Source organism: Maribacter ulvicola, from assembly GCF_900155985.1.
Classification (GTDB): Bacteria; Bacteroidota; Bacteroidia; order Flavobacteriales; family Flavobacteriaceae; genus Maribacter; species Maribacter ulvicola.
This window is the reverse complement of the sequence record NZ_FTMA01000001.1, coordinates 1639504-1664699: the sequence shown is the minus strand read 5'-3', so window position 1 is coordinate 1664699 and position 25196 is coordinate 1639504. Positions and strand designations below refer to the sequence as shown.

The window sequence follows — 25196 nt, the reverse complement described above, 5'->3', positions numbered from 1 at the left end:
ATGCAGTTGTACGAAAGTCAAGAAATCAAAGTATATAATTCCCTCACCGGAAAAAAAGAAGTTTTCAAACCCATTAACGAAGGCCACATAGGCATGTACGTTTGTGGACCTACCGTGTATAGCAATGTGCATTTAGGAAACTGCAGAACTTTCATGTCTTTTGATATGATCTTCAGATACTTTAGACATCTTGGTTACAAAGTACGCTATGTTCGTAATATTACAGATGCGGGTCATTTGGTAGATGATGCTGAAGATGGCGAAGATAAAATTGCAAAAAAGGCACGCTTAGAAAAATTAGAGCCTATGGAAGTCGTACAACGTTATACGGTAGATTTCCATAATATTTTAGAGAAATTCAATTTCTTACCTCCAAGTATTGAGCCTACGGCAACCGGTCATATAATAGAGCAGATTGAAATTATAAAGGATATACTTGAAAAAGGATATGCGTATGAAACCAATGGTTCCGTATATTTTGATGTCGCCAAATTCAACCAAGATCACGAGTACGGTAAACTAAGCGGGCGTAAGCTTGAAGACATGATTGCCAACACACGTGATCTAGCCGCCCAAGACGACAAGCACAATCCACAAGATTTTGCTTTGTGGAAGAAAGCGGAACCACAACATATTATGCGCTGGCCTTCACCGTGGGGCGATGGATTCCCTGGATGGCATTTAGAGTGTACCGCTATGAGTACAAAATATTTGGGCGAGACCTTTGATATTCACGGAGGCGGAATGGATCTTAAATTTCCACACCACGAATGTGAAATTGCCCAGGCCGAAGCGTGCAATGGCCAAAGCCCAGTTAACTATTGGTTACATGCCAACATGCTGACCTTGAACGGAAGAAAAATGGCAAAATCTACCGGAAACAGCATTCTTCCAGGAGAAATATTTTCAGGTGAAAACGAGATTTTAAGTAAGCCTTTCTCTCCATCTATGGTGCGTTTCTTTATGATGCAAGCACATTACACCAGTATTTTAGACATGAGTAATGATGCATTATTAGCTTCTGAAAAAGGTTTCAATAAATTAATGGAAGCCATTAACAGCTTAAAATCATTAAATACCGGAAAAACAACCGGTTTTGATATTGCCGCTTGGAAATCATCTTGTTATGCTGCCATGAACGATGATTTTAATACTCCTATCTTAATTGCAAAATTGTTTGATGCCGTTAAGCATATTAACCTCATTAAAGAAGGTACTGAATCTGTTACCGCAGAAGACAAACTAGAATTAGAAGACACTTTACACGGTTTTGTATTTGATGTTTTAGGTTTAGAGAACAAAAGTAGTTCTGATGCCGATACCGAAAAATTAGGAGGAGTTGTAGAATTATTGATCGAATTACGTAAATCAGCAAGGGAAAATAAAGATTTTGCCACATCTGACCAAATACGTGACCAATTGGCAGCGCTAGGTATTCAATTAAAAGATGGTAAAGAAGGCACTACATATAGCCTTTAATCCAAATATGTAGCTTTTTGAATCTTAGACTGGTATGCGCCGGGTGCCAAATGTTGCCTTGTTTTAAAGACCCTGTTGAAGTAAGACCTACTTTCAAATCCGCAATCAAGATATACATCTTTTATGCTTCGTTTAGGGTCTTGCAACAAACCTACGGCTAATTTTATGCGCTCGTTGTTTATAAACGCTACCGGAGAAATACCAAGCTCTAATTTAAAGGTTCTATAAAAATGCGACGGACTCATACACGCTATCTTACTAAGACTATTTACATCTAGTGATTTATGCACATTATCTCTTATATAACGTATAACCTCGGTAAGCCTACTCTCCTTTTTAATGGATAATGTGGCATTACTATATATTTTACGCTCGTTCGTTTGTAAAATGCGAATAATAAGTTCACGCAACATATTATCCACAAAAAAGTCTTTAGACGGGTGATCTTCAGAAAATAAGAACAATAGTCGTTGAATAATTTGAAATATGCCCCTGTCATTTACAAAATGAAAATTATAGTCCATTAGTCCCCATGCCTCTTTAGAACTCTTGGGCATATTCTCGTTCATGAACTGTAATACCTTATTGATTTTATCTTCAGAAATAGCCATAGCCAAACATCTGGTAGGGTTCTTAGCCATGGCTTCGGGAAAATCAATACACATTCCCTCATTTGCCGGTAAAACCAAGGACTCGCCCGGTAAAAAATCAAAAGATTCATAATCACGTAAGTGCATAATCTTCTTTCCCTGTATCATACTTGCCAAAACAGGTTGCTCAAACTGCAATAATACACTCGCTGCTTTCTCATGTGTTTCAAAAACATGCATAGCAGCATTGTTCATTGTATAAGAGGTTTGGTTTTCGACCATGGTCTCCAATCGCCGTCCATTAAAGAAATTATCAGTTAACTGAATCACAACTATTTTGATTTTACTTTAAGAAATTTACAAAATTATATGCTTAAAAAAATCATAAAATGAATTTATGATAGAATAGTTCATATTATTCATATAATCCGTCAGATGATTTGAGTATATGAGAAGTACATTTAAAATCGTTTTGGCATACCTGAGACGATTGAACTTCCATTATTAACTTAAATCATATGTTATGAGCACAACAGCAACTGTAGAAAAAGACGTACTGCAAAAACCTAAATTCAAAAATCAATATGAAAATTTTATTGGTGGAAAATGGGTGGCACCAAGTAAAGGAGAATATTTTGACAATATCTCTCCGGTAGACGGAAAATCATTTACAAAAATACCAAGATCCACAGCCGAGGATATTGACAAAGCCATTGACGCCGCCTGGGAAGCAGCACCCTCATGGAATACGTCACCTGCGACGGAAAGAAGCAATATGCTTTTAAAGATTGCCGATAAAATAGAACAGAATCTTGAGGTATTGGCCAGGGCAGAAACGTGGGACAATGGTAAAGCAATTCGCGAAACCCGTGCTGCAGATTTACCTTTAGCAGTAGATCACTTTAGATATTTTGCAGGGGTCATTAGAGCAGAAGAAGGCTCTGTCAGTGAATTGGATTCTAATACAGTGGCTTTAAATGTTACAGAACCATTGGGTGTTGTTGGTCAAATTATTCCATGGAATTTTCCCCTATTAATGGCTACTTGGAAACTGGCTCCAGCGTTGGCTGCCGGTAACTGTGTAGTTTTAAAACCTGCCGAACAAACTCCTGTTGGTATTTTAATTTTGATGGAAATTATTGAAGGTATTCTACCAAACGGTGTTTTAAATGTTGTCAACGGATTTGGTGCCGAAGCAGGTAAACCATTAGCTTCTAGTCCAAGAATTGATAAAATTGCCTTTACCGGGGAAACTACTACAGGGCAATTAATTATGCAATATGCATCTAAAAATATTACTCCCGTTACCTTAGAACTTGGCGGTAAATCTCCGAATGTATTCTTTGAGAGCATTATGGATGCCGATGATGAATTCTTTGACAAATGCCTAGAAGGCGCCAATATGTTTGCTTTAAACCAAGGCGAGGTTTGTACTTGTCCGTCACGTATGCTAGTTCAAGAAAGTATTTATGACAAGTTTATAGAACGTGTAATAGAACGTACCAAGGCGATTAAAATGGGGCACCCGTTAGACCCTAACACCATGATGGGTGCTCAAGCATCAAACGATCAGTTCGAGAAAATTCTTAGTTACATAAAAATAGGAAAAGAGGAAGGCTGTGAGGTACTAACTGGTGGTTCACAAGCATATAACGAAGGCTTGGAAGGTGGTTACTATGTAGAACCCACTATTTTAAAAGGAAATAACAAAATGCGCGTTTTCCAAGAAGAGATTTTTGGACCTGTACTTTGTGTTACCACTTTTAAAGATGAAGCCGAAGCTATAGAAATTGCCAATGACACTTTGTATGGTTTAGGCGCCGGCGTGTGGACGCGCGATACGCACCAAGCTTATCAAATTTCCAGAGCTATTAAGGCAGGTAGAGTTTGGGTAAATTGTTATCATTTATACCCTGCTCATGCTCCTTTTGGTGGCTATAAAAAATCTGGTATAGGAAGGGAAAACCATAAAATGATGTTGGCACATTACCGCCAAACCAAAAACATGCTTATCTCTTATGATAAGAAAAAAATGGGATTCTTTTAGAAACGAATTACGATGAAAACAAAAAGAGTATTGGTAACCGAAAAAGCGGCTGAAATCATTGCTCAGCTGAAAGACAAGCATGGCGAACTTATGTTTCACCAAAGTGGTGGCTGTTGTGATGGCTCATCGCCCATGTGTTTTGAAAAAGGCGATTTAATGCTAGATGCCAATGATGTTTGGCTAGGCAGTATAGAAGGATGCGATTTTCATATGTCTAGAGATCAATTTGAATATTGGAAACACACCCAACTAACGGTTGATGTAGTACCTGGCATTGGTTCTAGTTTTTCCTTGGAGATTCCGTTAGGACTTCGATTTTTAATAAAATCTAGATTGTATTCTGAAGAAGAGGCAGAACATCTAGAACCCATAAGAATAGGTGCCTAAACAGAAACCATTTTAATAGAAGTCCGGATGCAACTCATCCGGACTTCTAATTTTATGTAGTTAGCCATTTTATGGTAAATTTGTACTATCAATTTATCATCGTGAAAATCTCATTAAAAAAAATTCTTATTGCTCCCTTCGTATTTCTAGTTCGGTTGTACCAAGTAGCAATTTCCCCTTATACCCCAGCTACATGTAGGTACTCCCCTACTTGCTCTCAGTATACACTTGAAGCATTAAAAAAACATGGTTTGTTTAAAGGAGGATGGATGGCGACCAAACGAATCTTCAGCTGCAACCCTTGGGGTGGAAAAGGATACGACCCTGTTCCTTAAGTAAAGTTCAAATTCAAATTCGCAAATTAAGGCTGGTTACAATTAAAAGTTCAGTTGCTCATAAACTTATGATATAGTCAAATAACTAAGTTTTTCTTTTTCTAACACCTATTTTCTATACTCCGTATTCTATTCTATTCTATTCTATATTTCACTTAATGTATAATCTATAATCTTAACGCTCTTTTAACCTATACCAAAACCAATTTCCACATTCTAAAGCCTAGGTAGATTTCTATTTTATTATCTTAGCCTTTCAAAATTCAACACATGCATTTTTTAGGAATTACTTGGAATCCGAATGAGACACTTTTCAACATCGGATTCATACAAATAAAGTACTACAATCTTCTATGGATCACCGCTTTTGCTTTAGGTTGGTATATAATGAAAAAGATATTCCTCAACGAAAAAAAATCAGTTGAGCAATTAGATTCCCTTTTTATATACACCGTTTTAAGCACTATGCTTGGGGCAAGATTAGGTCATGTATTCTTTTATGACTGGGCTTACTACGCTAACCATCTTATAGAAATTTTAATTCCCGTTCGCGAAAGTGCATCTGGTAGTTTATTATTTGGCTTAATAAGTGGTTATGAATTTACGGGTTTCGCAGGTTTAGCTAGTCACGGCGCAACTATCGGTATTATTATCGGTACGTATCTGTACACTAGAAAATATCCGGAATTTAAAATGCTTTGGATATTTGACAGAATGACCATACCTGTAGCAATCGGTTGCTTTTGCGTACGTTTAGGTAATTTTTTCAATTCTGAAATCAACGGAAAAGTGGTAGATGAAAATTTCATTTTCGCTACAAAATTCATTCGTGATTCAGACGACTTGCATCCATCAAAAGCATTGGGCATTACACAAGAAAAAACTGTTAATGCCGCATATGCAGCCATAGAAAATAACCCACAATTTTCTCAGTATTTAGCTGAAATACCATACCGTCACCCAGCACAATTATACGAAGGTATAGGCTACCTTTGCATCTTTGTTCTATTGTATTTCCTGTACTGGAAGACTGACAAGAAGAATAAGCCTGGTTACCTATTTGGGTTGTTCTTTGTGTTATTATGGACGGTTCGTTTCTTTGCTGAATTCGTTAAGAAAAGTCAAGGTGGTTTTGAAGAATCTTTAGGTTTACTTTCAACCGGTCAATGGTTAAGTATTCCTTTTATTCTTATAGGGTTCTACTTCATGTTCAGAAAGACAAAAACTATATAATATTGAAGACGACACATACAAATTCAATTTTTATAATGGTCGTAGCACTGCTACTTTTTTCCTGTAAAGAAGCATCAAAAAATACTATTGCCACTCAAAGCATAAATTTTACCTATGAAGGAGATTTAACCATCTTTTTAAATGCGAGTAATACCGTAAAGACAAATTTTAATATTGAATTTGCAGAAACAGATTACGAAACACAAACGGGACTCATGTACCGCAAGGGAATGGATGCCAATCAAGGGATGTTATTTATTTTTCCTGATGAGAGAATACACTCTTTTTACATGAAGAACACAGAGTTTCCTCTAGATATCATCTATATAAAAGAAGATTTAAAAATTGCTAGTTTTCAAGAAAATGCGCAACCACTAAATGAAGCTGGTCTATCATCTCAAGTTCCTATTAAATATGTTTTGGAAGTCAACGGTGGTCTAACACAAGAATTGGGACTATCTGTTGGTGACAGTATTAGTTTTAGCAGAAAATAATTACTGCACTTTATATTTTAGTATAGCATAATGCCAGAGTATGTATTATTCAATGAAGAATCTGAACGCTTACTTTTTAAAGAAGTACAGCCATCAGATTTTGAAAATTGGCTACCCTTTCATGAAGAACCATTAAGTAGCCAATATTGGGTAGGATTACCAAAAAATCCTAAAGAAGCCTGCCAACAACAATTTAATAGAATATTTGAGCGCTATGCTAAAAATTTGGGCGGCATGAATGCCCTGTTTCTAAAGAACACAAATACATTTGTGGGTCTTTGCGGAGTGCTGCTTCAAGAAGTAGCTGGCAAGAAAGAATTTGAAATAGGCTATTCCATACTACCCAAATATTGGCGACAAGGTTTTGCTTTTGAAGCGGCCCAAAAGTGCAAACAAATAGCTTTTCAAGAAGGTTGGACCAAGAGTTTAATTTCTATCATACAGGTTAACAATGTTCCTTCGCAGAAAACAGCTTTAAAAAACGGCATGTTTTTAGATTTCACAACCACCTACCATAACAACGAAGTTCATATTTTTAGAATAGATGCATAAATGAATCATTGGGTAATATATTTAGATAACAATTCTGACAAGAAAGGTTTCATTAAAGATTTTCAACATGGTAGAATACCTGTTGACCTTAAAGAATTCAAAGATAAAACCGGCAGCTTATTTTCTGCTTTCACCTTGGACAAACTTATTGACGAGGAAGATAAGCACGACAAAAAAATCATTAGCTCTGAACATCAAGCGCTAGAAACCATGTCTAGTGGAGAACAAAAAAGAGCACTTCTTCATTACTTGTTGAACGAAAAACCAGATTACATAATTCTAGATAATCCCTTTGATAATTTAGATATTGCTTTTCAATCAGCACTGAAGTCTATATTACAAGAACATTCCAAAGACATTACTTTTATTCAATTGGCCAGCAGAAAGGAAGACACCCTTTCATTTATTGACCATTTTGGTAGTATTAAAAAAAATAAATTTTCGGTTATAAACGATGCTGTAATTAATGAAAGTGAAATTAAAGAAGTATTTAACTCCATACATATTCCCGCATCCACAACGCCTTTTACCAACCTAGATGATACCTTAATCGACTTTAAGGAGGTAAGTATTTCCTATGGTGAGAAACAAATATTGAACACAATTAATTGGACGGTAAAGAAGGGCGATTTCTGGCAACTTTCTGGTGCAAACGGCAGTGGTAAATCCACTATGCTTTCCATGATATTTGGTGACAATCCAAAAGCATATGGTCAAGAAATATATTTGTTCGGGAATAAAAAGGGAAGCGGAGAAAGTGTGTGGGACATTAAAAAGAAAATTGGCTATTACGCACCGGCAATGACACTTAAATTTCATGGCAGGCATTCTATAGAACATATGCTCATTTCTGGCTTAACGGACTCCGTAGGGCTTTACACCATACCAACAGAGTTGCAAAAAAGAATCGTTAATCAATGGCTTACTCTATTAAATTTACAAGATTTAAAGCATACCTATTTCAATACTTTATCAACCGGTCAACAACGATTGGTGATGACCGCGCGTGCCATTGTCAAAAGACCTCCAATTCTAATCTTAGATGAACCCACGGCAGGTATGGATGATGAGTCCGCCGGATTATTAGTTGCCTTGGTCAATAAGTTCGCTAATGAAACAGATACCGCCATCATTTTCGTTTCGCATAGAAAAGAAAAAGGTCTAAAACCGAAACGGACTTTAAACCTTATACCTGGTAAAAATGGTTCATCTGGTATTATAAAATAAAAAGAAAGCCTTATAAAAACAAAGGGCCGCTCAGAAATGAGCGGCCCTTTTACTTGAGTTAATTATAAATTTATTCTACTTCAGCACTTGGCTTAGCGTCACCAGAAGTAACATTCTTGCTCAATGCATCGAACATTACAGGTGTTGCAATAAATACAGATGAGTAGGTACCAATAACCACACCAACGATCATTGCAAACATAAATCCTCTTAAAGACTCACCTCCAAAAATAAAGATTGCCAATAATACGACCAATGTAGTTAATGAGGTATTCAATGTTCTACTTAAGGTAGTATTAATAGCAAAATTAATATTAGAACCACCTTTCCAGCCACGTTCAGCTAAAGTTTCACGAATACGGTCAAATACTACCACGGTATCATTCAGCGAGTAACCAATTACGGTTAGTATTGCCGCAATAAACGCTTGATCAATTTCCATGTTAAATGGCATAAGTTTACCGAATATTGAGAATACACCTAGTACGATCAATACATCATGGAATACTGCCGTAACAGCACCCAATGAGAATTGCCATCTTCTAAATCTAAGTAAGATATAAAGAAACACTACAAGTAATGATCCTAAAATGGCCAAGAATGCATTTTTCTGAATATCATCCGCAATTGTTGGTCCAACCTTTACAGATGCCAAAATACCAACTGCTTCTTCATCAACACCACCTAATACAAAGGCCTCTTTACTAAAACCATCTGGCAAGTACTTTTGAAGCGAAGTATATAGTTTATCTTGAATTTCAGTATCCACTTCAATACCTTCTACATCTACCTTATAAGGAGTTGTAATTTTTACTTGGTTAGACTCACCATATGTTTTCACATTTGTTCCGCTGCCAAACACAGTATTCAATTCTGATGTAATTTCAGAAGGATTAACAGGATGCTCAAAACGAACCGTATAGGAACGTCCACCAATAAAATCTACCCCTTTTTGTAATCCTGGGCCTGCTAACAATGAGAATAAACCAACTGCTATTAAAATTCCAGATATGACGTAAGCAATTTTTCTCTTCGCCAAGAAATCAACATTAATTCCCTTGAAAAGGTTTTTAGTGATACCAGTAGAGAAATCCAAACTTCTACCTTTTCCACTAATATACCAGTCAATTAACAAACGAGTGATGAATATTGCTGTAAATAAAGATGTTATAATACCAATAAGCAAAGTAGTTGCGAAACCTTTAATTGGACCTGATCCAAAAATAAATAAGATTACCGCAGTTAAACCTGTTGTAATGTTCGCATCTAAAATAGAAGACAATGCATTACCAAAACCATCAGCTACAGCTTGGCTCTTACCCTTACCTTTTGCCAACTCTTCTTTAATACGCTCAAAGATCAGTACGTTAGCATCGACAGACATACCAAGTGTTAAAACAATACCGGCAATCCCTGGTAAAGTCAATACCGCATTTAAGCTCGTTAATACACCAAAAATCAATAAGATGTTCAACATTAAAGCGATATCAGCAAATACACCAGCTTTACCGTAGTAAGCAACCATCCATAAAAGAACGATTACAAAAGCGATTAAGAAAGACATAAAACCACTATCAATAGCTTCTTGACCCAATGAAGGACCAACAATTTCTGATTGAATGATTTCAGCAGAAGCAGGAAGTTTACCAGCCCTAAGAACGTTAGAAATATCTTTTGTTTCGTTTACGGTAAAGTCACCCGTAATTTCTGATCGACCACCAGATATAGGACCAGAAGAAACACCAGGAGCAGTATATACTTTGTTATCTAAAACAATAGCAATACCAGTCTGATTCGTGTAAGCATCTCCTGTTAATTTTTCCCATTCTTTAGCACCCTTAGTATTCATAGTCATGGATACAGCAGGCTTACTGAACTGATCGAAATCTGCTCTAGCATCACTTACTACATCACCACTAATTCTTGGTGTACCATCGCGGTTAGATTTTAACGCATATAAATCGATAACTTCAGTATCTTCTGTAGAGGGTCTTTCCCACACAAATTTTGTAAACTGAATATCAGCAGGCAACAACCTTCTAATTTCCGGCATTCTTAAGTAAGAACCAATAGTTGCCGTATCCTTAATTGCAGCACGGAACATGGCGTTTGATCCCGGGTTTGCAGGAATCAACAACTCGTATAATGGATTTACCTGTGCCGCTAAATCTAAAGAATCAGCAGAAACGTCAGATAATAAAGAATCTAATTCAGACTCTTCTTTGATTTGTTCTGGTTGCTTAACCTCAACAATCGTTTTTAATTTCTCGTTCGCTTGAATAAGGAACGTACTAAAGCTAGTATTACTTTGCTTGTAGGTTTCCCAAAATTCTAATTGGGCAGTACTTGATAAAAGATCTTGTGCACGAGCAATATCTCTAGCACCTGGTAATTCAACCAAAATACGACCAGAGTTACCTTCTCTTTGAATGTTTGGCTGTGTTACACCAAAACCATCTATACGCTCTCTTAATACCTCAAAAGCAGAAACGATAGATTCATCTATTTTTCTACGGATGATAGGCTTCACCTCATCATCAGACATTTGAAAGTTAATTTCATCACTAAGACCTTTGTTAGCGAAGATCTCTGGTGAAGCTAATTTAGTATCTCCTTTGATATTATCGAAAGCTTCAAAAAACAAATCGATATACGTGTCATCGCTATTACTTGCCGCAGCATCTGCATCTGCTAACGCTTTATTGAATACTGGGCTTTTGGTGTTATTGGCCAATCCTTTAAGGATATCCTTAATAGAAATCTGTAAGGTAACGTTGATACCTCCTTTAAGGTCAAGACCTTTGTTCAGTTCTTTCTTTTTAGCTTCATTGTAATTAGTATATCCTAATACAGGATTATTACCAATAGAGTCAAGATAGCTAGCAGCTGCCACTTCTCTTTTAGATACATATCCTTCTTCAGATTCAGATATACGGCTAGCAGCGAAAGTGTTCGCTTCTTTTTCTACTTTACTAGTTACGAAAGTATAGGATAGCTGGTAAATACTAACTAACCCAAATAATAAAGCAAACAGCTTTATAAGTCCTTTGTTTTGCATTTTAATAGTTTATTTAATTTATGTTGATTATGATCGTTTGTATGGTAAAAACCAGGGTAGCTTACTTTTACAAAAAGTAATTATGCTACTTAGTATATGATATCGGAAATTAGCTATTTCCCCATGTGCAAGGTCCTGCCCTTACTTCTGGAATTATTTGTGAAGTGTTATCTATTGTAATCGCAATAGTTGTATTGATTTTAAGAGCTACCTCAACAATGGCATCTGGTCCCAAAACTACGGCATTACTAAACGGCAAAAATACCGGGTCAGTTATTTTTTTAGAATTTTGCTTTTGAACCGCAACAAGAGTCGCGTTTAAAATAACCCCGGTATCCGCTTGTTGATGCAGATCAGATACTACTAAATTATACGTTTCCGGAAGTTGTTCTTTTGGATAATCTAAAGGAAACTCCTCTTCATTGCTGGATGCCGATTGATTTTCGTTAGAAAGAAATTCCTTAACACTAAGCGCATCAACATCGCTGTAATAACGAATACTTAATTGCGTACCGTCATTTTCAATGATTTTGACATCATCAACACCTAAAATTTCCAATTTCTTGGTGATTACTGCCAAAATCTCATCATGAGCAGCTTCCGAAGCTACTTCTACATTTACAAATTGTAATACAATCTGCTGATTAGAAGCTTTCAGTTGCTCTTGACTTAGCCCTATTAAGGCTAGAATAATAAATAAAGTACTTACGCACCATTTTGCATTCATGCGGCAAATATAAAAATAAAAAAATGCTAGGTAGTATATTTTCTACAATATATGTACCTGAAGCCTATCTTCTTATATAAACAAACCCTCTATAGCCTAGCCATAGAGGGTTTATTTTATGAATTAAAAAGTCTAATTATAACTCTAATAGACCATTAGTTTTAGTAACACCCTCTGCACTTTCCTGCATTTTTGCTTTTTCTGCATCACTTAAAGGAATATCCACTATTTTTTCAATTCCATTTTTTCCTAAGATTACCGGTACACCTATACAGATATCATTTAAACCATATTCTCCTTCTAGCATTGTAGAACAAGGGAACATTTTCTTTTGATCACACGCGATAGCTTGAACTAAAGCAGAAACTGCAGCACCTGGAGCATACCATGCACTTGTACCTAACAATCCTGTTAAAGTAGCACCACCAACTTTAGTATCGGCAGCAACTTGCTCTAATCTTTCATCAGATAAAAATTCAGATACACGAATACTGTTTCTTGTGGCATGAGAAGTTAAAGGCACCATACCTTTATCACTATGACCACCTATTACCATACCGTCAATATCAGAAATAGGAGCTTCCATAGCTTCTGCCAAACGATACTTAAAACGCGCGCTATCTAAAGCACCGCCCATACCAATAATCCTATTTTTAGGCAAACCAGTAGTTTTATGAACTAAATAGGTCATAGTATCCATTGGGTTACTAACTACTATTATGATAACGTTAGGTGAATGCTCTAATAAATTACTAGAAACGGTTTTAACGATACCTGCATTAATACCTATCAACTCTTCTCTTGTCATACCTGGTTTTCTTGGAATACCAGAAGTAATCACAGCAATATGGCTATCTGCTGTCTTAGCATAATCACTTGTACTACCTGTAATTTTAGTATCGAATCCGTTCAACGATGCAGTTTGCATTAAATCCATTGCCTTACCTTCAGCATAACCTTCTTTAATATCTAAAATAACGACTTCTGAAGCAAAATCTTTAATGGCAATGTATTCTGCACAACTAGCACCTACTGCACCAGCACCTACAACTGTAACTTTCATTTATTTCTATTTTATGAATTATTATATACAAAATGGAATGTCCACTTTATGTTTATTGAATTTCTGTTCCAAAAATAGGTATTTATTGACGAATTATGCTATGGAGGGATTGATTTAATTGGGATGAAAAGGCTTTGAAAACATCGATAAAATGCACATTTTGTTAAAAAATAATGCGCTTTAACGAAGAAGTGGCCAAAAAGTGACCGTACATCGAATTAAAATAATAACCCAAAATTAGTCACGTTAAATACTGTGGATCCCAAATCCAAAATTAAATTAACCTACTTATGACTAAGAAGTTCCTCTCTTTGTTAGCTATATGTGCTATTGTGTTTCTTGCGAACTGTTCTCGTATAGAACATAACACCGACCCTATCATAGGGATTTGGTCACAATCTAAAAACTTTACCCCTGAAAACTCGGCAAAACAAACTATTCGTCAAGAATGGATATTCAATGATGTTTTCCTAGGAAGGTATCATGAAATTAAAGGAACCACCATTACCTTAAAAACTGATTTCAACTGGTCCAAACAAGGCAACACTTATACTATTGAGTACAAAGGTCTTAACGGCAAACCCAACAATGTAATTACCATTCAAGAAATTGAACATGGTTTCTATCTTGAAAAGAAAGATGGAGCTACATTGGCTACAAGAGAATAAACAATTTTAACAGGGCCATGGGAAAAAGGCTGTCCGGAGGGATCTGGGCAGTCTTTTTTAAATACATCTTGGTGCCTGAAATTCAAGTAAGCTAATGTCTAAAACCTAGCTTTAGATCAACTTGAATACTATTTTATTACTCCTCTACTACCTACTATACTTTTATCATTTCCAGTTTATTTAAAACCTAAGTTCATACCAACTGTTACGGTATTAAACGCCCCTAAACCCTACTCGCCATACCGCCTAAAGAAACCTAATTTTAGTTTAATACCAAAATTACCGGTTACACCATATACATTATAAGTAATTGAAAAAGAATCTTCGTAGTTTCAATTTTATCTAAAACTAAAAAACCTGCGCTGTAGGCGCAGGTTTTTGTTATGTAATTGATATTTTCTATGTGTCAATGTTTGCATAAACAGCATTTTTCTCTATAAACTCTCTTCTTGGTGGTACTTCATCACCCATAAGCATTGAGAAAACACGATCAGTTTCAGTAGCATTGTCTATTTGTATTTGACGCAATGTTCTAAACTCCGGATTCATAGTAGTATCCCACAGTTGCTCGGCGTTCATTTCACCAAGACCTTTATAACGTTGAATACTTACTCCCCCACTATAGCTATCTGCAATTTCGTCTCGCTCTTTATCACTCCAAGCATATCTCTTTTTCTGTCCTTTTTTTACTAAGTATAAAGGAGGTGTAGCAATATAAATATATCCTTGCTCTACCAATTCTCTCATGTAACGGAAGAAGAAGGTCAATATTAAGGTTTCGATATGGCTACCATCAACATCGGCATCACACATGATGACCACCTTATGATATCTTAGTTTATCCAGATTTAAAGCTTTACTATCCTCTTCGGTACCAATGGTTACTCCCAAAGCAGTATACATATTCTTGATTTCTTCGTTTTCAAAAACTTTATGTTGCATAGCTTTCTCAACGTTCAAAATCTTACCTCTTAATGGTAGAATCGCCTGAAAATTACGATCACGTCCCATTTTTGCAGTACCACCTGCCGAATCTCCCTCTACAAGGAATATTTCACATTTTTCAGGATCCTGCTCAGAACAATCCGATAATTTACCGGGCAAACCACCTCCACTCATTACATTCTTACGCTGAACCATTTCACGAGCTTTTGAAGCCGCATGTCTAGCTTGTGCTGCAAGAATTACTTTTTGAACAATAGTTTTAGCATCGTCTGGATGCTCTTCTAAATAATTTGTCAGCATTTCAGACACCGCCTGACTTACTGCCGAAGAAACCTCTCGGTTGCCTAATTTCGTTTTCGTCTGACCTTCAAACTGAGGTTCCGATACTTTAACCGACACAATTGCCGTTAAACCTTCACGGAAATCATCTCCTTGAATTTCAAACTTTAATTTATCTAACATTCCAGAAGCATCCGCATATTTCTTTAGGGTAGAAGTTAAACCTCTTCTAAATCCTGATAAATGCGTACCACCTTCATGTGTATTAATATTATTTACATAAGAATGTAGGTTCTCCGTATAACTCGTATTATAGATCATAGCCACTTCTACAGGAATATCATTCTTTTCCCCTTCCATAGCAATAACCCCTTCTATCAAAGACTCACGGTTACCATCTAAAAACTTGACAAATTCCTTTAAACCTTCATTAGAAAAGAATGTTTCTCCAACATATTCTCCTTTTTCATCTTTCTGACGCTTATCTGTAATACTAATAGTCACTCCTTTGTTCAAGAAAGAAAGCTCACGCATTCTATTTGCCAACGTTTCGTAACTATATTCTATAGATTGAGTGAATATGGTATCATCTGGATGAAAGGTTACCTCTGTACCTCTCTCTGTAGTTTCTCCTATTCTCTTTACAGGATACAAAGCCTTACCTCTAGAGTATTCTTGTTGCCAAATAACACCTTCCCTATATACCGTTGCCGATAAATGATCAGACAATGCATTTACACAAGAAACACCTACACCGTGAAGACCACCAGAAACCTTATAAGAATCTTTATCGAATTTACCACCTGCACCAATTTTGGTCATTACAACCTGTAATGCAGATACACCTTCTTTTTTATGCAGATCAACAGGAATACCCCTACCGTTATCCTTTGTGGTAATGGAGTTATCTTCGTTTATGATTACGCTAATGGTATCGCAATGACCACCCATAGCCTCATCAATAGAGTTATCCACTACTTCATATACCAAATGGTGCAAACCACGGACCCCAACATCACCTATATACATGGATGGACGCATACGTACATGCTCCATACCCTCTAAGGCCTGAATACTATCTGCCGAATAATTTTTCTTATTTGCTTCTTCGCTCATAAAATTAAGGTTGTTTTACTTCAAATTTTGCAATCTTACAAATATACGCAATACCCCATAAAATATAGCCTTTTAAGCATTGGACAAAAGCAAGTTATCAACAATGATTGTGGAAAATTAACCATCAAGCATTAAATAGCACTACAAATTATAAACCAGCCCTAAATGGAAGTGCACAAACTGAACACCTCATCTAATCTAATACTGGGCAAAACAGCTATGATCGTATCAAAATTTACATTATTATTGGCGCAATGCTAACCTTTTGTAGCTGAAATTAACGGGATAAAACTGATTATTTGCGCTATTGCTGTTTATAGGGAAATATTAAGATTTACTTTAGATATGAATGTTAATTTAGAGTCATAATCTTAAAATAATCTATTATGAACGAGGAACAATTTAAAGGAAAGTGGAATATAGCCAAAGGAAAATTAAAACAACAATATGGTAACCTTACCGAAGATGATCTTACCTACGCAGAAGGTAAATCTGACGAACTATTAGGAAGAATCCAAGAAAAAACTGGAGAATCTAAAGAGAAACTAAGAAAGATGATCAATGATATTTAATCTTTGTTCGTTTAAAAAAAGTAACCCCGTCTACATAATAGACGGGGTTTTACAATAGATATAATGACTAATTCAAACCCTATTGTTTAACATATGCTTCATCATGAACATTAGCAATTGCTCTACCAGACGGGTCATTCATATTCTTAAACGCCTCATCCCATTCTAAAGCTGTTGCCGTACTACAAGCTACACTTGCTTCTTGTGGCACACTCAATGCCGCAGCATCACTAGGAAAATGTCCTTCAAAAATAGTTCTATAGTAATACTCCTCCTTATTCAACGGTGTGTTGATAGGAAAACGAAATGCCGCATTCTTAATTTGCTCATCTGTTATTTCTTTATCGACCAATTCTTTTAAGGTATCGATCCAACTGTAACCAACACCGTCACTAAACTGTTCTTTTTGCCTCCACGCTACGCTTTCCGGTATCATATCTTCAAATGCCTTACGAACCACCCATTTCTCCATACGTTCGCCATTGATCATTTTATCCTGCGGGTTAATACGCATGGCAACATCCATAAATTCCTTGTCTAAGAATGGTACACGACCTTCTATCCCCCAAGCGGCTAAACTTTTATTAGCTCGTAAACAATCGTACATATGAAGCTTATCTAATTTACGTACGGTTTCTTCATGAAACTCTTGTGCATTTGGTGCTTTATGAAAATATAAATAGCCTCCAAACAATTCATCCGCACCTTCACCGGACAATACCATCTTAATACCCATAGACTTAATAACACGTGCCATTAAATACATTGGTGTAGAAGAACGAATGGTGGTAATATCATACGTTTCTATGTTATAGATAACATCTTTAACCGCATCTAAACCTTCTTGAATAGTAAATTTAATCTCGTGGTGCACGGTACCGATATGATCTGCTACCCTTTTTGCCGCAGCTAAATCTGGTGAACCCTCTAGACCCACAGAGAAAGAGTGCAATTGTGGGTACCAAGCATCTGTAGTATCACCACTTTCAATACGTTTTTGTGCATATTTCTTTGCAATTGCCGAAGTTACAGAAGAATCTAAGCCCCCTGATAACAATACACCATAAGGTACATCAGACATTAACTGTCTATGAACCGCCGCTTCTAAAGCTTCTTTTACTTCTTGAATGCTAGTTTCGTTGTCCTTAACCGCATCATACTCCATCCAATCTCTAGTGTACCATTTTTTTAATTCACCGTCAGAGCTATGTAAATAATGTCCAGGAGGAAATAATTCAATTTTCGTGCATGTACCTTCTAATGCTTTTAATTCTGATGCTACATAGAATGTACCGTTTTTATCCCAACCCATATATAAAGGAATAATTCCCATATGGTCACGAGCCACAAAATATTCATCTTTATCGGCATCATAAATAGTAAAACCAAATATACCGTTCAAATCATCTAAAAAATCTACTCCTTTTTCTTGATATAGCGCCAAAATAACCTCGCAATCAGATGCTGTTTTAAAGTCATACTTACCGTCAAACTGCTTACGTAATTCTCTATGATTATATATTTCACCGTTAGCGGCCAATATCAATTTACCATTAGGACTCAATAAAGGTTGTTTTCCAGAAGCTGGATCTACAATAGCCAAACGCTCGTGCGCCAGAATTGCTTTATCATCTGCATAGATTCCACTCCAGTCTGGACCTCTATGTCTTATTTTCTTTGACATTTCTAAAAGCTGAGGTCTAAGTACCTCGGTACTTTCCTTCACATCAAATGCACATACTATTCCACACATAATCTAATTATTATATCATTTCGAATACAAATATCGATTCATTGTTTCAATTAACAAACATAAATTACAATTATGCTTACACATTTAAACTCAAAAATTAAATATTGGTTATATTTTACACCATTTTTATCATTTTACAGTTTAATACCTGATGGAATGTAACTATTAAAAAAAATTAACTTCTTTTTATTAATGGGAATGTAAGGAACTACTTAGTTTTATGACCTAGTAAAAACAAAACAATTATTATGAAAAAAGTATTTACACTAACCGCCTTAATGTTGGCCTTAATTTTAACTTCAACCGTAACTGCCCAAGAATTCTCCGGAATAGACAAAAGCCCTATGGATATGGCTACTTACCCTTCAGATTACAAAGTGTCTGAAAAAGCTGTTCGTATCATTTACGGAAGACCACAATTAAAAGGTCGTTCTATGGAAGAATTAGCCCCTACGGGAAAAGTATGGAGAACAGGCGCCAACGAAGCTCCTGAAATTACATTCTATAAAGATGTTTTGTTCGGAGGTAAAGCTATTAAAGCTGGAACATACTCTTTATTCACTATACCAGGTGCAGATGAGTGGACAGTTATCTTAAACAAAAAATTGAACCAATGGGGTTCTTATTTTTATGACCAAGCTTCAGATGTTGCCCGCATAACAGTACCTAACGGTTCTGAAAATGCTTCACTTGAAGAGTTTTCTATCGCTTTCAAAGACACCAAAGATGGTGCTCATTTAGTTATGGGCTGGGACAAAACGAGAGTTGCAGTTCCTATTACTTTGTAGTACAAAATCCAATATATTTAAAAGCCTAGGTCATTGACCTAGGCTTTTTTTTAACCATTTTTTACCGAACCACACCGCCTATAAACGTCTGTTCTGCACGAATAGTTGGTATGTCAGCTACAGGGACGGTCATGATATCTTTATCATAGATAACAAAATCTGCAAACTTACCTGGTTCTATACTACCTTTCTCATCTTCTTCAAAATTTGAATAGGCGGCCCATATGGTCATTCCTTTTAATGTTTCTTCTCTGGATAAAGCTTCCTCCATTTGAAATCCTCCTTTGGGGTAACCGCTAGTATCTTGTCTTGCAACCGCTGCGTAGAAGGTTAAAAACGGACTCACATCTTCCACAGGAAAATCTGTTCCCAATGCTATAGTACCTGCTTTATCCAATAGCGTTTTGTAGGCATAGGCTCCTTTTACCCTTTCTCCCAAACGTTCTTCTGCCCAATACATATCACTGGTAGCGTGAGTAGGTTGTACAGAGGGGATAATACCATCTTCAAAATAGTCAAAATCATCTTCGGTCAATACTTGTGCATGTTCAATTTTCCAACGTCTATCACCTTTACCTTTCAATACTTTTTTATACGCTCTTAGCACGGCAATATTGGCAGAGTCACCAATGGCATGCGTATTCATTTGATATGCTGAGTTTGCAAGTTTTTCCGCCAAAGCTTCAATATCGGCGACAGGCGTAATCATTGCTCCAAAATGATTAGGTAAATCGCTATATGCTTTTTTCATGACAGCACCTCTAGAACCTAACGCACCATCACCATATACCTTTACCGATCGCACGTTTAATAGGTCTGTTTTAATTGGTCCTTTGTTTATGAAATAATCCACCTCTTCTTTATTATTACTAATCATGGCATAGACCCTAATAGATAATTCACCTGCCTGTTGTAAACTGTCTATTAGCTCAATGGTATTTCGATCTAATCCTGCATCATTTACGGTGGTTAGTCCATTATTTAAACTAATACGTTCTGCATCTTTTAAGGCTTTAACCCTATCCTCTAAAGTAGGTAAAGGCATTATACTATCTATAAGTGACATGGGATTATCTATTAAAACCCCGGTAATACCGGCATAGCCATTTGCCCATTTCTTCAAAATCTCGCCACCTTCCACTTTGGTGCTCCAGTCAATACCGGCCATATCCAAAGCTTTTTGGTTGACCAAATAAGCGTGGCCATCTACACGTTCCAATGCCACAGGTATGTCAGGAAAAAGTACATCCAACTCTGTTTTTGTCGGGAATTCCTTTATTTCCCAATCATTCTGATCCCAACCCCTACCCCTTAGAAATGTTTTTGGGTTGGCAGTATGAAATGATTTAACGCGTTCCAATACTTCTTCAAAACTTTTAGTTCCTACTAAATCTACCAATTGTTGGGTAAGTCCCAATCCATAAAAATGACAATGCGCATCTATTAAACCAGGGGTAATTGCTCTACCATCGGCATCGATCAAATGATCAGAAGTATACTCATCCCTTATTTCATCTGTGGTACCCACAGCAATAAATCTGCCATCTTGTACGGCAAATGCCTGTGCCTTAGAAAATGTGTCGTCTACGGTATAGACTTTGGCATTCACGATTACCAAGTCTACCTTCTCTTTCATGAGTTCGCAACCAGATAATAATACGAGTAATACAGGAAGTAATTTTTTCACAATAAAATAGTTAGTTAGCAAAATATGGACAGTAAAGTCATACCACCCACATTAAATAATATTGAAAACTAAGTATTTTTCTGGAAAGTTTTAAATCTTTATTTCCCAAGCAGTTAGCAAATTCCCGGAACTATTTAGACGGACCCACAATCCACCTATTTATTTTTTCTTCTAACAATACTAAAGGTAAACTACCAGAATCCAATATTTGACTATGAAATGCTCTAATATTAAACTGCTCACCTAAGGCATTTTCTGCTTTAGTTCTTAGTTCCCTGATTTTAAGCTGACCTATTTTATAGGATAGTGCCTGCCCCGGGGTAGCCATATATCTTTCAATTTCAGCAATGATACTTTCTTCTGATTCTGCCTCATTATCCAATGAATATTGAATGGCTTTTTCCCGTGACCATCCTTTTGCATGAATACCTGTATCTACCACAAGCCTAATTGCGCGGTGCATCTCCATGCTCAACATGCCAAAATACTGATAAGGGTCTGTATAAACACCCAATTCTTTACCTAAAGATTCTGCATACAACGCCCAACCTTCAACAAAAACACCCATACTTTCGGGATGTAAAAATTCTGGCAGGTCATTATTCTCTTGCTGCAAGCTCAATTGAAAATGGTGCCCGGGTATGGCTTCATGCAAAAATAAAGCTTCATCATGCACCCTATTGTACGATTTAACATTAGTTATGGGTATATAAAAAATTCCGGCTCTTGATCCATCTTTTGATCCTGGTACATATTCCGCACTTGCAGATGCTTCTCTAAAAGCTTCGGTTCTACGTACATTGAAGCCGGCTTTTGGGGTCAAGGCAAATAACGAATCTATACGCAACGCAATACGATCATTTATAGCATTAAAATTTTCGATTACCTCTTCTGGTTTGGAAAAAGGCATCAATTCCTTTTTATTACGAAGTGAACTGAAGAAGGATTTTAAATCACCTTTAAATCCTATTTCATTCTTAACCGTTTCCATCTCTTTAGAAATACGAGCCACTTCAGACAATCCCAACTCATGAATTTCATCTGCGGTCATGTTTGTAGTCGTATGCAATTTGATTAAATACTGATACGTATCCTTTCCATTGGGCAAGTTCAATAATCCGTCAGTATCTCTGCAAGCCGGTACATATTCATGGGTTAAAAACTGATTTAACTCAACATATTTAGGAGTCAGTTTTTTTTGAATAAAATCTTCATAATCGCTTTTTAGGATATCCATGTCCGCATCAGATAAACCATCCGGGAAATTCATAATAGGTTGAAAGAACAGGTTTTCTTCTAATGGAACATCTACAAAAGCCCGAACTTGAGGTAGCATTTTCAATGTAAGTACTTTTGGTAGGACAACACCTTTATCCATACCAATTTTCATATTTTCTATTGACGTATCCAGAAATGCAAGGTAATCCTCTAATCTACTCAGCCAATTGGTATAATCTTTAATACTATTAAAAGGTTGTACACTGGTTCCACCAGCCAATTGTGCCACATACAAGTGCAAGGATTGAATTTGAAAAAGTGGCATCAACTCAAAACTGGGTAGATCATAAATGGGTGATGCTACCGTAACCATAGGGTTCATTACCCCTTCTAATTTCACGGCACAGTCCCACTCCATAACACGCATACTCATGTAGTCCTCAGCACTTACTTGTGTAGCATCGTATTTACCTAATTCTTGTAAGAAATAGGTATAGCGATCCTTTAAATGTAAAATGTAATCATCAGAAATATAATTAGCAATAGTATCGTTATACTTGGAATACCCAGCCTTTGTTGCTTCTATCGGATTTATACTTTTCTTGAATTCATAGAATTCGGTAAAAATCGCTTCTATTGGCTTTTTATCAACAGCTACCTCCCGTTTAGAAGATTCTTTACACGAATTAAATACAAGAATGCATATCAAAAACCAAAGCGTACGAATCATAGGATTAGAATTTATATTGAAAAATACAAAACAAATATGACTGGTCTAAAGCAATTTTAATGAAAATGAAGCGGGTTTACTTTTTTGATTTTGAAGTATTCTTTTCCTTAATTTTTACAAAAATGAGCTTTTTTCGTCCTTTGGAGTCTTCTCTGCGTTCAATTTCAAAATGCGGAATGGAATTGATCAACGGCGTCAACTTTTGAAATCCGTAGTTACGAGAATCAAAATTTGGCTGCTTCTTCTGCAATAAACTACCAACATCACCCAAAAACGCCCAGCCATCATCATCGGCAACATCATCAATTGTCGTAGCTATAAAGCGTAATGCCTTTGGAGTTATTTTATCAACAGTATTCTTTTCTGCGGGAGTTTTACTGGTGGTATCTTCAGTTTCCTCCTCACTTCTACTTTTAAGAATTTCTATGTAAATAAATTTATCACAGGCAACAATGAACGGATTTGGGGTTTTGCGCTCCCCAATACCAAAGACTTGCATACCTGCTTCTCTAAGTCGTGTCGCTAAACGCGTAAAATCACTATCACTACTAACAATACAGAATCCGTTTACCTTACCAGAATAAAGTACATCCATAGCATCGATAATCATGGCAGAGTCGGTTGCGTTTTTCCCTTGGGTATAGCCGTATTGTTGAATAGGCGTAATAGCATTTTCAAGCAATACATTTTTCCATTTCCCTAATCTTGGGTTGGTCCAATCGCCATAAATACGCTTAATGGTAGGGTTACCATATTTAGCAATCTCCTCCATCATTTCCTTTACATAGGCAGACGGAATGTTATCGCCATCTATTAATACTGCTAAATTTAAGTCCATTTGTAGTGTTTTGTGCAAAGATAGATTGATTTCTATTTGAACAGCAAGATGTTAAGCAATAAAGTTAAAAATGAATTTTTTACTGCGGATTATTCGCCTTTATAGAACCGACTGCCAGAAACACCAAAAATGCCAGACCCAAATAGCCCACCATTTGGTAAGACCCAAAAGTAGAGAGACAAAGACTGAAAATACTTGGCGCCAAGGCACTCCCTAAAATTAAAAAGCTCATAATTTTTCCTGTAATGCTTCCTAAATGTGCCCTGCCAAAAAATCGGGGCCAGGCAACTGCATTTAGTACGGCAAAGAAACCGCCCAGAATTCCAAACCCCGCAATTAACATAGGTACTCCGGCAGCCGTGGATAGAAATAAAAAACCTAAGGATGCCAAAAATCCGCCCAGCAACATTAAATACAAATACAATTTTAAAGGAAGGTAATCACTCAGAAAGTTGAAAATGGTAGAAACCGTAACAGCAACAACAGATCCAGGTAAAAAGATAGCTATGGCATCTTCTTTTACAAAACCTTCATGCGTAAAAATTGAAACAACATGAAATGTCAGCCCCGTAATAAAGAAGCTGTTGAAGGCAAGTGTTAATCCGTACATCCAAAACGCTCTCTCTTTCTTTGCTTCATCTAGAGTGAATTGCTTAGGCAATACTTTCTCTTCCTCTTCAGAAGATAATGACGAAGCGCCATCTGGTAACAAGCCGTGCTTTTCTGGTGAAATTTTATAAAAGGTATAAATAAACACACTAAAGATCAGTAATCCTATTGCTAAAATCTGCCAAGTATTTTCCCAGCCATACCCTTCAATAAGGGCATTTACCCAAAGTGGAGAAGAAGAGAACCCAAAAGAAAGCGCTACACTACTAAAAGAGTTGACTTTACCTCTATTTTTATCAAACCAAATCATGATGACATTTCTAGATGCCATGGTCAAAACACCCTGTCCTGCAAAACGCAGCATAAAGAATAAAACCGTCATTAATGCAAAAGGTATCATCCATGTATCTACGGACAAAAGTTCTTTTATATACGCACTCATAATTGCAGACCATGAACACAAAAACAAGGTTACCCCTAAAGAGATAGCAGCAAAGAAAGCCACATAACGCGCTCCATACGTATCAAACCAAACACCTGCCCTACCTATGACCAAAGAACTTACAATAGTACCGATCATATAGGCATTACTAAATTGATTCCGAGACAACCCCAAAGCATCTTTCACCGGGTCCGTAAAAACAGATACCCCAATGGTCTGACCCGGAATACTGCAATAGATACCAATGGTTCCTATAACCAAAATTACGTAGCCATAGAAAATAGGACTCTTAGCAGGGTCAATAAGCGGTTTTTGAAAAATACTGGCCATAGAAATTGTGCTGGTACAAAAGTACAGTA

General features: G+C 36.5%; 21 protein-coding genes. 11 read left to right on the top strand and 10 right to left on the bottom strand.

Going from position 1 to position 25196, the window contains the following annotated elements:
• On the top strand, positions 1–1479 hold the full coding sequence (gene cysS / locus BW936_RS07160; RefSeq protein ID WP_076547652.1) for a cysteine--tRNA ligase: 1479 nt from the start codon (positions 1–3) through the stop codon (positions 1477–1479).
• On the opposite strand, the gene BW936_RS07155 is transcribed toward cysS, so the two are convergent.
• Positions 1476–2399, bottom strand: coding sequence for an AraC family transcriptional regulator (locus BW936_RS07155; protein WP_244156176.1), 924 nt, complete (start codon positions 2397–2399; stop codon positions 1476–1478). The two genes, cysS and BW936_RS07155, sit on opposite strands and share 4 nt — an antisense overlap.
• Positions 2400–2592: 193 nt before the next feature.
• Here BW936_RS07155 and exaC point away from each other — a divergent pair, with 193 nt between their 5' ends.
• The 7 genes from exaC (at position 2593) to BW936_RS07120 (ending at position 8344) form a co-directional block, all read left to right on the top strand.
• A complete protein-coding gene (exaC, locus tag BW936_RS07150) occupies positions 2593–4116 on the top strand; it encodes an acetaldehyde dehydrogenase ExaC (protein WP_076547651.1) in 1524 nt (507 codons plus the stop codon).
• Between the two features lie 12 nt (positions 4117–4128).
• Positions 4129–4503, top strand: coding sequence for a DUF779 domain-containing protein (locus BW936_RS07145; protein ID WP_076547650.1), 375 nt, complete (start codon positions 4129–4131; stop codon positions 4501–4503).
• Positions 4504–4604: 101 nt separating this feature from the next.
• Positions 4605–4838 (top strand): membrane protein insertion efficiency factor YidD, encoded by a 234-nt coding sequence (gene yidD / locus BW936_RS07140; protein WP_394333575.1) that lies wholly within the window; start codon positions 4605–4607, stop codon positions 4836–4838.
• A gap of 270 nt (positions 4839–5108) precedes the next feature.
• Positions 5109–6071, top strand: coding sequence for a prolipoprotein diacylglyceryl transferase (gene lgt, locus BW936_RS07135; protein ID WP_076547648.1), 963 nt, complete (start codon positions 5109–5111; stop codon positions 6069–6071).
• Between the two features lie 2 nt (positions 6072–6073).
• The gene (locus BW936_RS07130) at positions 6074–6565 is read left to right on the top strand and encodes a DUF192 domain-containing protein (RefSeq protein ID WP_317042879.1); all 492 of its coding nucleotides are present in this window, start codon (positions 6074–6076) and stop codon (positions 6563–6565) included.
• A 30-nt stretch (positions 6566–6595) separates the two neighbouring features.
• The gene (locus tag BW936_RS07125; RefSeq protein WP_076547646.1) at positions 6596–7117 is read left to right on the top strand and encodes a GNAT family N-acetyltransferase; all 522 of its coding nucleotides are present in this window, start codon (positions 6596–6598) and stop codon (positions 7115–7117) included.
• Positions 7118–8344: an ATP-binding cassette domain-containing protein gene (locus BW936_RS07120; protein WP_076547645.1), complete on the top strand. Its 1227-nt coding sequence runs from the start codon at positions 7118–7120 to the stop codon at positions 8342–8344.
• A 70-nt stretch (positions 8345–8414) separates the two neighbouring features.
• On the opposite strand, the gene secDF is transcribed toward BW936_RS07120, so the two are convergent.
• From secDF to BW936_RS07105, 3 genes are all read right to left on the bottom strand, one after another.
• Positions 8415–11402, bottom strand: coding sequence for a protein translocase subunit SecDF (gene secDF / locus BW936_RS07115; RefSeq protein WP_076547644.1), 2988 nt, complete (start codon positions 11400–11402; stop codon positions 8415–8417).
• Positions 11403–11511: 109 nt separating this feature from the next.
• Entirely contained in the window at positions 11512–12129 is a 618-nt protein-coding gene (locus BW936_RS07110; RefSeq protein ID WP_076547643.1) for a hypothetical protein, read from the bottom strand.
• A gap of 136 nt (positions 12130–12265) precedes the next feature.
• Positions 12266–13192 (bottom strand): malate dehydrogenase, encoded by a 927-nt coding sequence (locus tag BW936_RS07105; protein WP_076547642.1) that lies wholly within the window; start codon positions 13190–13192, stop codon positions 12266–12268.
• A 290-nt stretch (positions 13193–13482) separates the two neighbouring features.
• Between BW936_RS07105 and BW936_RS07100 the strand changes: the two genes are divergently transcribed.
• The gene (locus BW936_RS07100; RefSeq protein WP_076547641.1) at positions 13483–13860 is read left to right on the top strand and encodes a hypothetical protein; all 378 of its coding nucleotides are present in this window, start codon (positions 13483–13485) and stop codon (positions 13858–13860) included.
• A 399-nt stretch (positions 13861–14259) separates the two neighbouring features.
• On the opposite strand, the gene gyrB is transcribed toward BW936_RS07100, so the two are convergent.
• A complete protein-coding gene (gene gyrB, locus BW936_RS07095; RefSeq protein ID WP_076547640.1) occupies positions 14260–16200 on the bottom strand; it encodes a DNA topoisomerase (ATP-hydrolyzing) subunit B in 1941 nt (646 codons plus the stop codon).
• Between the two features lie 386 nt (positions 16201–16586).
• On the opposite strand from gyrB, the gene BW936_RS07090 reads away from it, so the two are divergent.
• Positions 16587–16772: a CsbD family protein gene (locus tag BW936_RS07090; RefSeq protein ID WP_076547639.1), complete on the top strand. Its 186-nt coding sequence runs from the start codon at positions 16587–16589 to the stop codon at positions 16770–16772.
• 79 nt (positions 16773–16851) lie between these two features.
• On the opposite strand, the gene asnB is transcribed toward BW936_RS07090, so the two are convergent.
• Positions 16852–18525 (bottom strand): asparagine synthase B, encoded by a 1674-nt coding sequence (gene asnB / locus BW936_RS07085; RefSeq protein WP_076547638.1) that lies wholly within the window; start codon positions 18523–18525, stop codon positions 16852–16854.
• A 248-nt stretch (positions 18526–18773) separates the two neighbouring features.
• Here asnB and BW936_RS07080 point away from each other — a divergent pair, with 248 nt between their 5' ends.
• On the top strand, positions 18774–19313 hold the full coding sequence (locus tag BW936_RS07080) for a DUF2911 domain-containing protein (RefSeq protein WP_076547637.1): 540 nt from the start codon (positions 18774–18776) through the stop codon (positions 19311–19313).
• Positions 19314–19374: 61 nt separating this feature from the next.
• On the opposite strand, the gene BW936_RS07075 is transcribed toward BW936_RS07080, so the two are convergent.
• The 4 genes from BW936_RS07075 to BW936_RS07060 form a co-directional block, all read right to left on the bottom strand.
• The gene (locus BW936_RS07075; protein ID WP_394333574.1) at positions 19375–21000 is read right to left on the bottom strand and encodes an amidohydrolase; all 1626 of its coding nucleotides are present in this window, start codon (positions 20998–21000) and stop codon (positions 19375–19377) included.
• Between the two features lie 130 nt (positions 21001–21130).
• On the bottom strand, positions 21131–22948 hold the full coding sequence (locus BW936_RS07070) for a DUF885 domain-containing protein (RefSeq protein ID WP_076547635.1): 1818 nt from the start codon (positions 22946–22948) through the stop codon (positions 21131–21133).
• A gap of 76 nt (positions 22949–23024) precedes the next feature.
• Positions 23025–23786, bottom strand: coding sequence for an NYN domain-containing protein (locus BW936_RS07065; RefSeq protein ID WP_076547634.1), 762 nt, complete (start codon positions 23784–23786; stop codon positions 23025–23027).
• Positions 23787–23865: 79 nt separating this feature from the next.
• The gene (locus BW936_RS07060) at positions 23866–25167 is read right to left on the bottom strand and encodes an MFS transporter (protein ID WP_076547633.1); all 1302 of its coding nucleotides are present in this window, start codon (positions 25165–25167) and stop codon (positions 23866–23868) included.
• Between the last annotated feature and the right edge of the window lie 29 nt (positions 25168–25196).

Coding starts and splice junctions, on each gene's coding strand:
- cysS (WP_076547652.1), top strand. CDS start 1: ATGCAGTTGTACGAAAGTCAAGAAATCAAAGTATATAATTCCCTCACC.
- BW936_RS07105 (WP_076547642.1), bottom strand. CDS start 13,192: ATGAAAGTTACAGTTGTAGGTGCTGGTGCAGTAGGTGCTAGTTGTGCA.
- asnB (WP_076547638.1), bottom strand. CDS start 18,525: ATGTGTGGAATAGTATGTGCATTTGATGTGAAGGAAAGTACCGAGGTA.
- BW936_RS07100 (WP_076547641.1), top strand. CDS start 13,483: ATGACTAAGAAGTTCCTCTCTTTGTTAGCTATATGTGCTATTGTGTTT.
- BW936_RS07065 (WP_076547634.1), bottom strand. CDS start 23,786: ATGGACTTAAATTTAGCAGTATTAATAGATGGCGATAACATTCCGTCT.
- secDF (WP_076547644.1), bottom strand. CDS start 11,402: ATGCAAAACAAAGGACTTATAAAGCTGTTTGCTTTATTATTTGGGTTA.
- exaC (WP_076547651.1), top strand. CDS start 2,593: ATGAGCACAACAGCAACTGTAGAAAAAGACGTACTGCAAAAACCTAAA.
- BW936_RS07060 (WP_076547633.1), bottom strand. CDS start 25,167: ATGGCCAGTATTTTTCAAAAACCGCTTATTGACCCTGCTAAGAGTCCT.
- BW936_RS07070 (WP_076547635.1), bottom strand. CDS start 22,948: ATGATTCGTACGCTTTGGTTTTTGATATGCATTCTTGTATTTAATTCG.
- BW936_RS07125 (WP_076547646.1), top strand. CDS start 6,596: ATGCCAGAGTATGTATTATTCAATGAAGAATCTGAACGCTTACTTTTT.
- BW936_RS07110 (WP_076547643.1), bottom strand. CDS start 12,129: ATGAATGCAAAATGGTGCGTAAGTACTTTATTTATTATTCTAGCCTTA.
- lgt (WP_076547648.1), top strand. CDS start 5,109: ATGCATTTTTTAGGAATTACTTGGAATCCGAATGAGACACTTTTCAAC.
- BW936_RS07145 (WP_076547650.1), top strand. CDS start 4,129: ATGAAAACAAAAAGAGTATTGGTAACCGAAAAAGCGGCTGAAATCATT.
- BW936_RS07090 (WP_076547639.1), top strand. CDS start 16,587: ATGAACGAGGAACAATTTAAAGGAAAGTGGAATATAGCCAAAGGAAAA.
- BW936_RS07080 (WP_076547637.1), top strand. CDS start 18,774: ATGAAAAAAGTATTTACACTAACCGCCTTAATGTTGGCCTTAATTTTA.
- gyrB (WP_076547640.1), bottom strand. CDS start 16,200: ATGAGCGAAGAAGCAAATAAGAAAAATTATTCGGCAGATAGTATTCAG.
- BW936_RS07120 (WP_076547645.1), top strand. CDS start 7,118: ATGAATCATTGGGTAATATATTTAGATAACAATTCTGACAAGAAAGGT.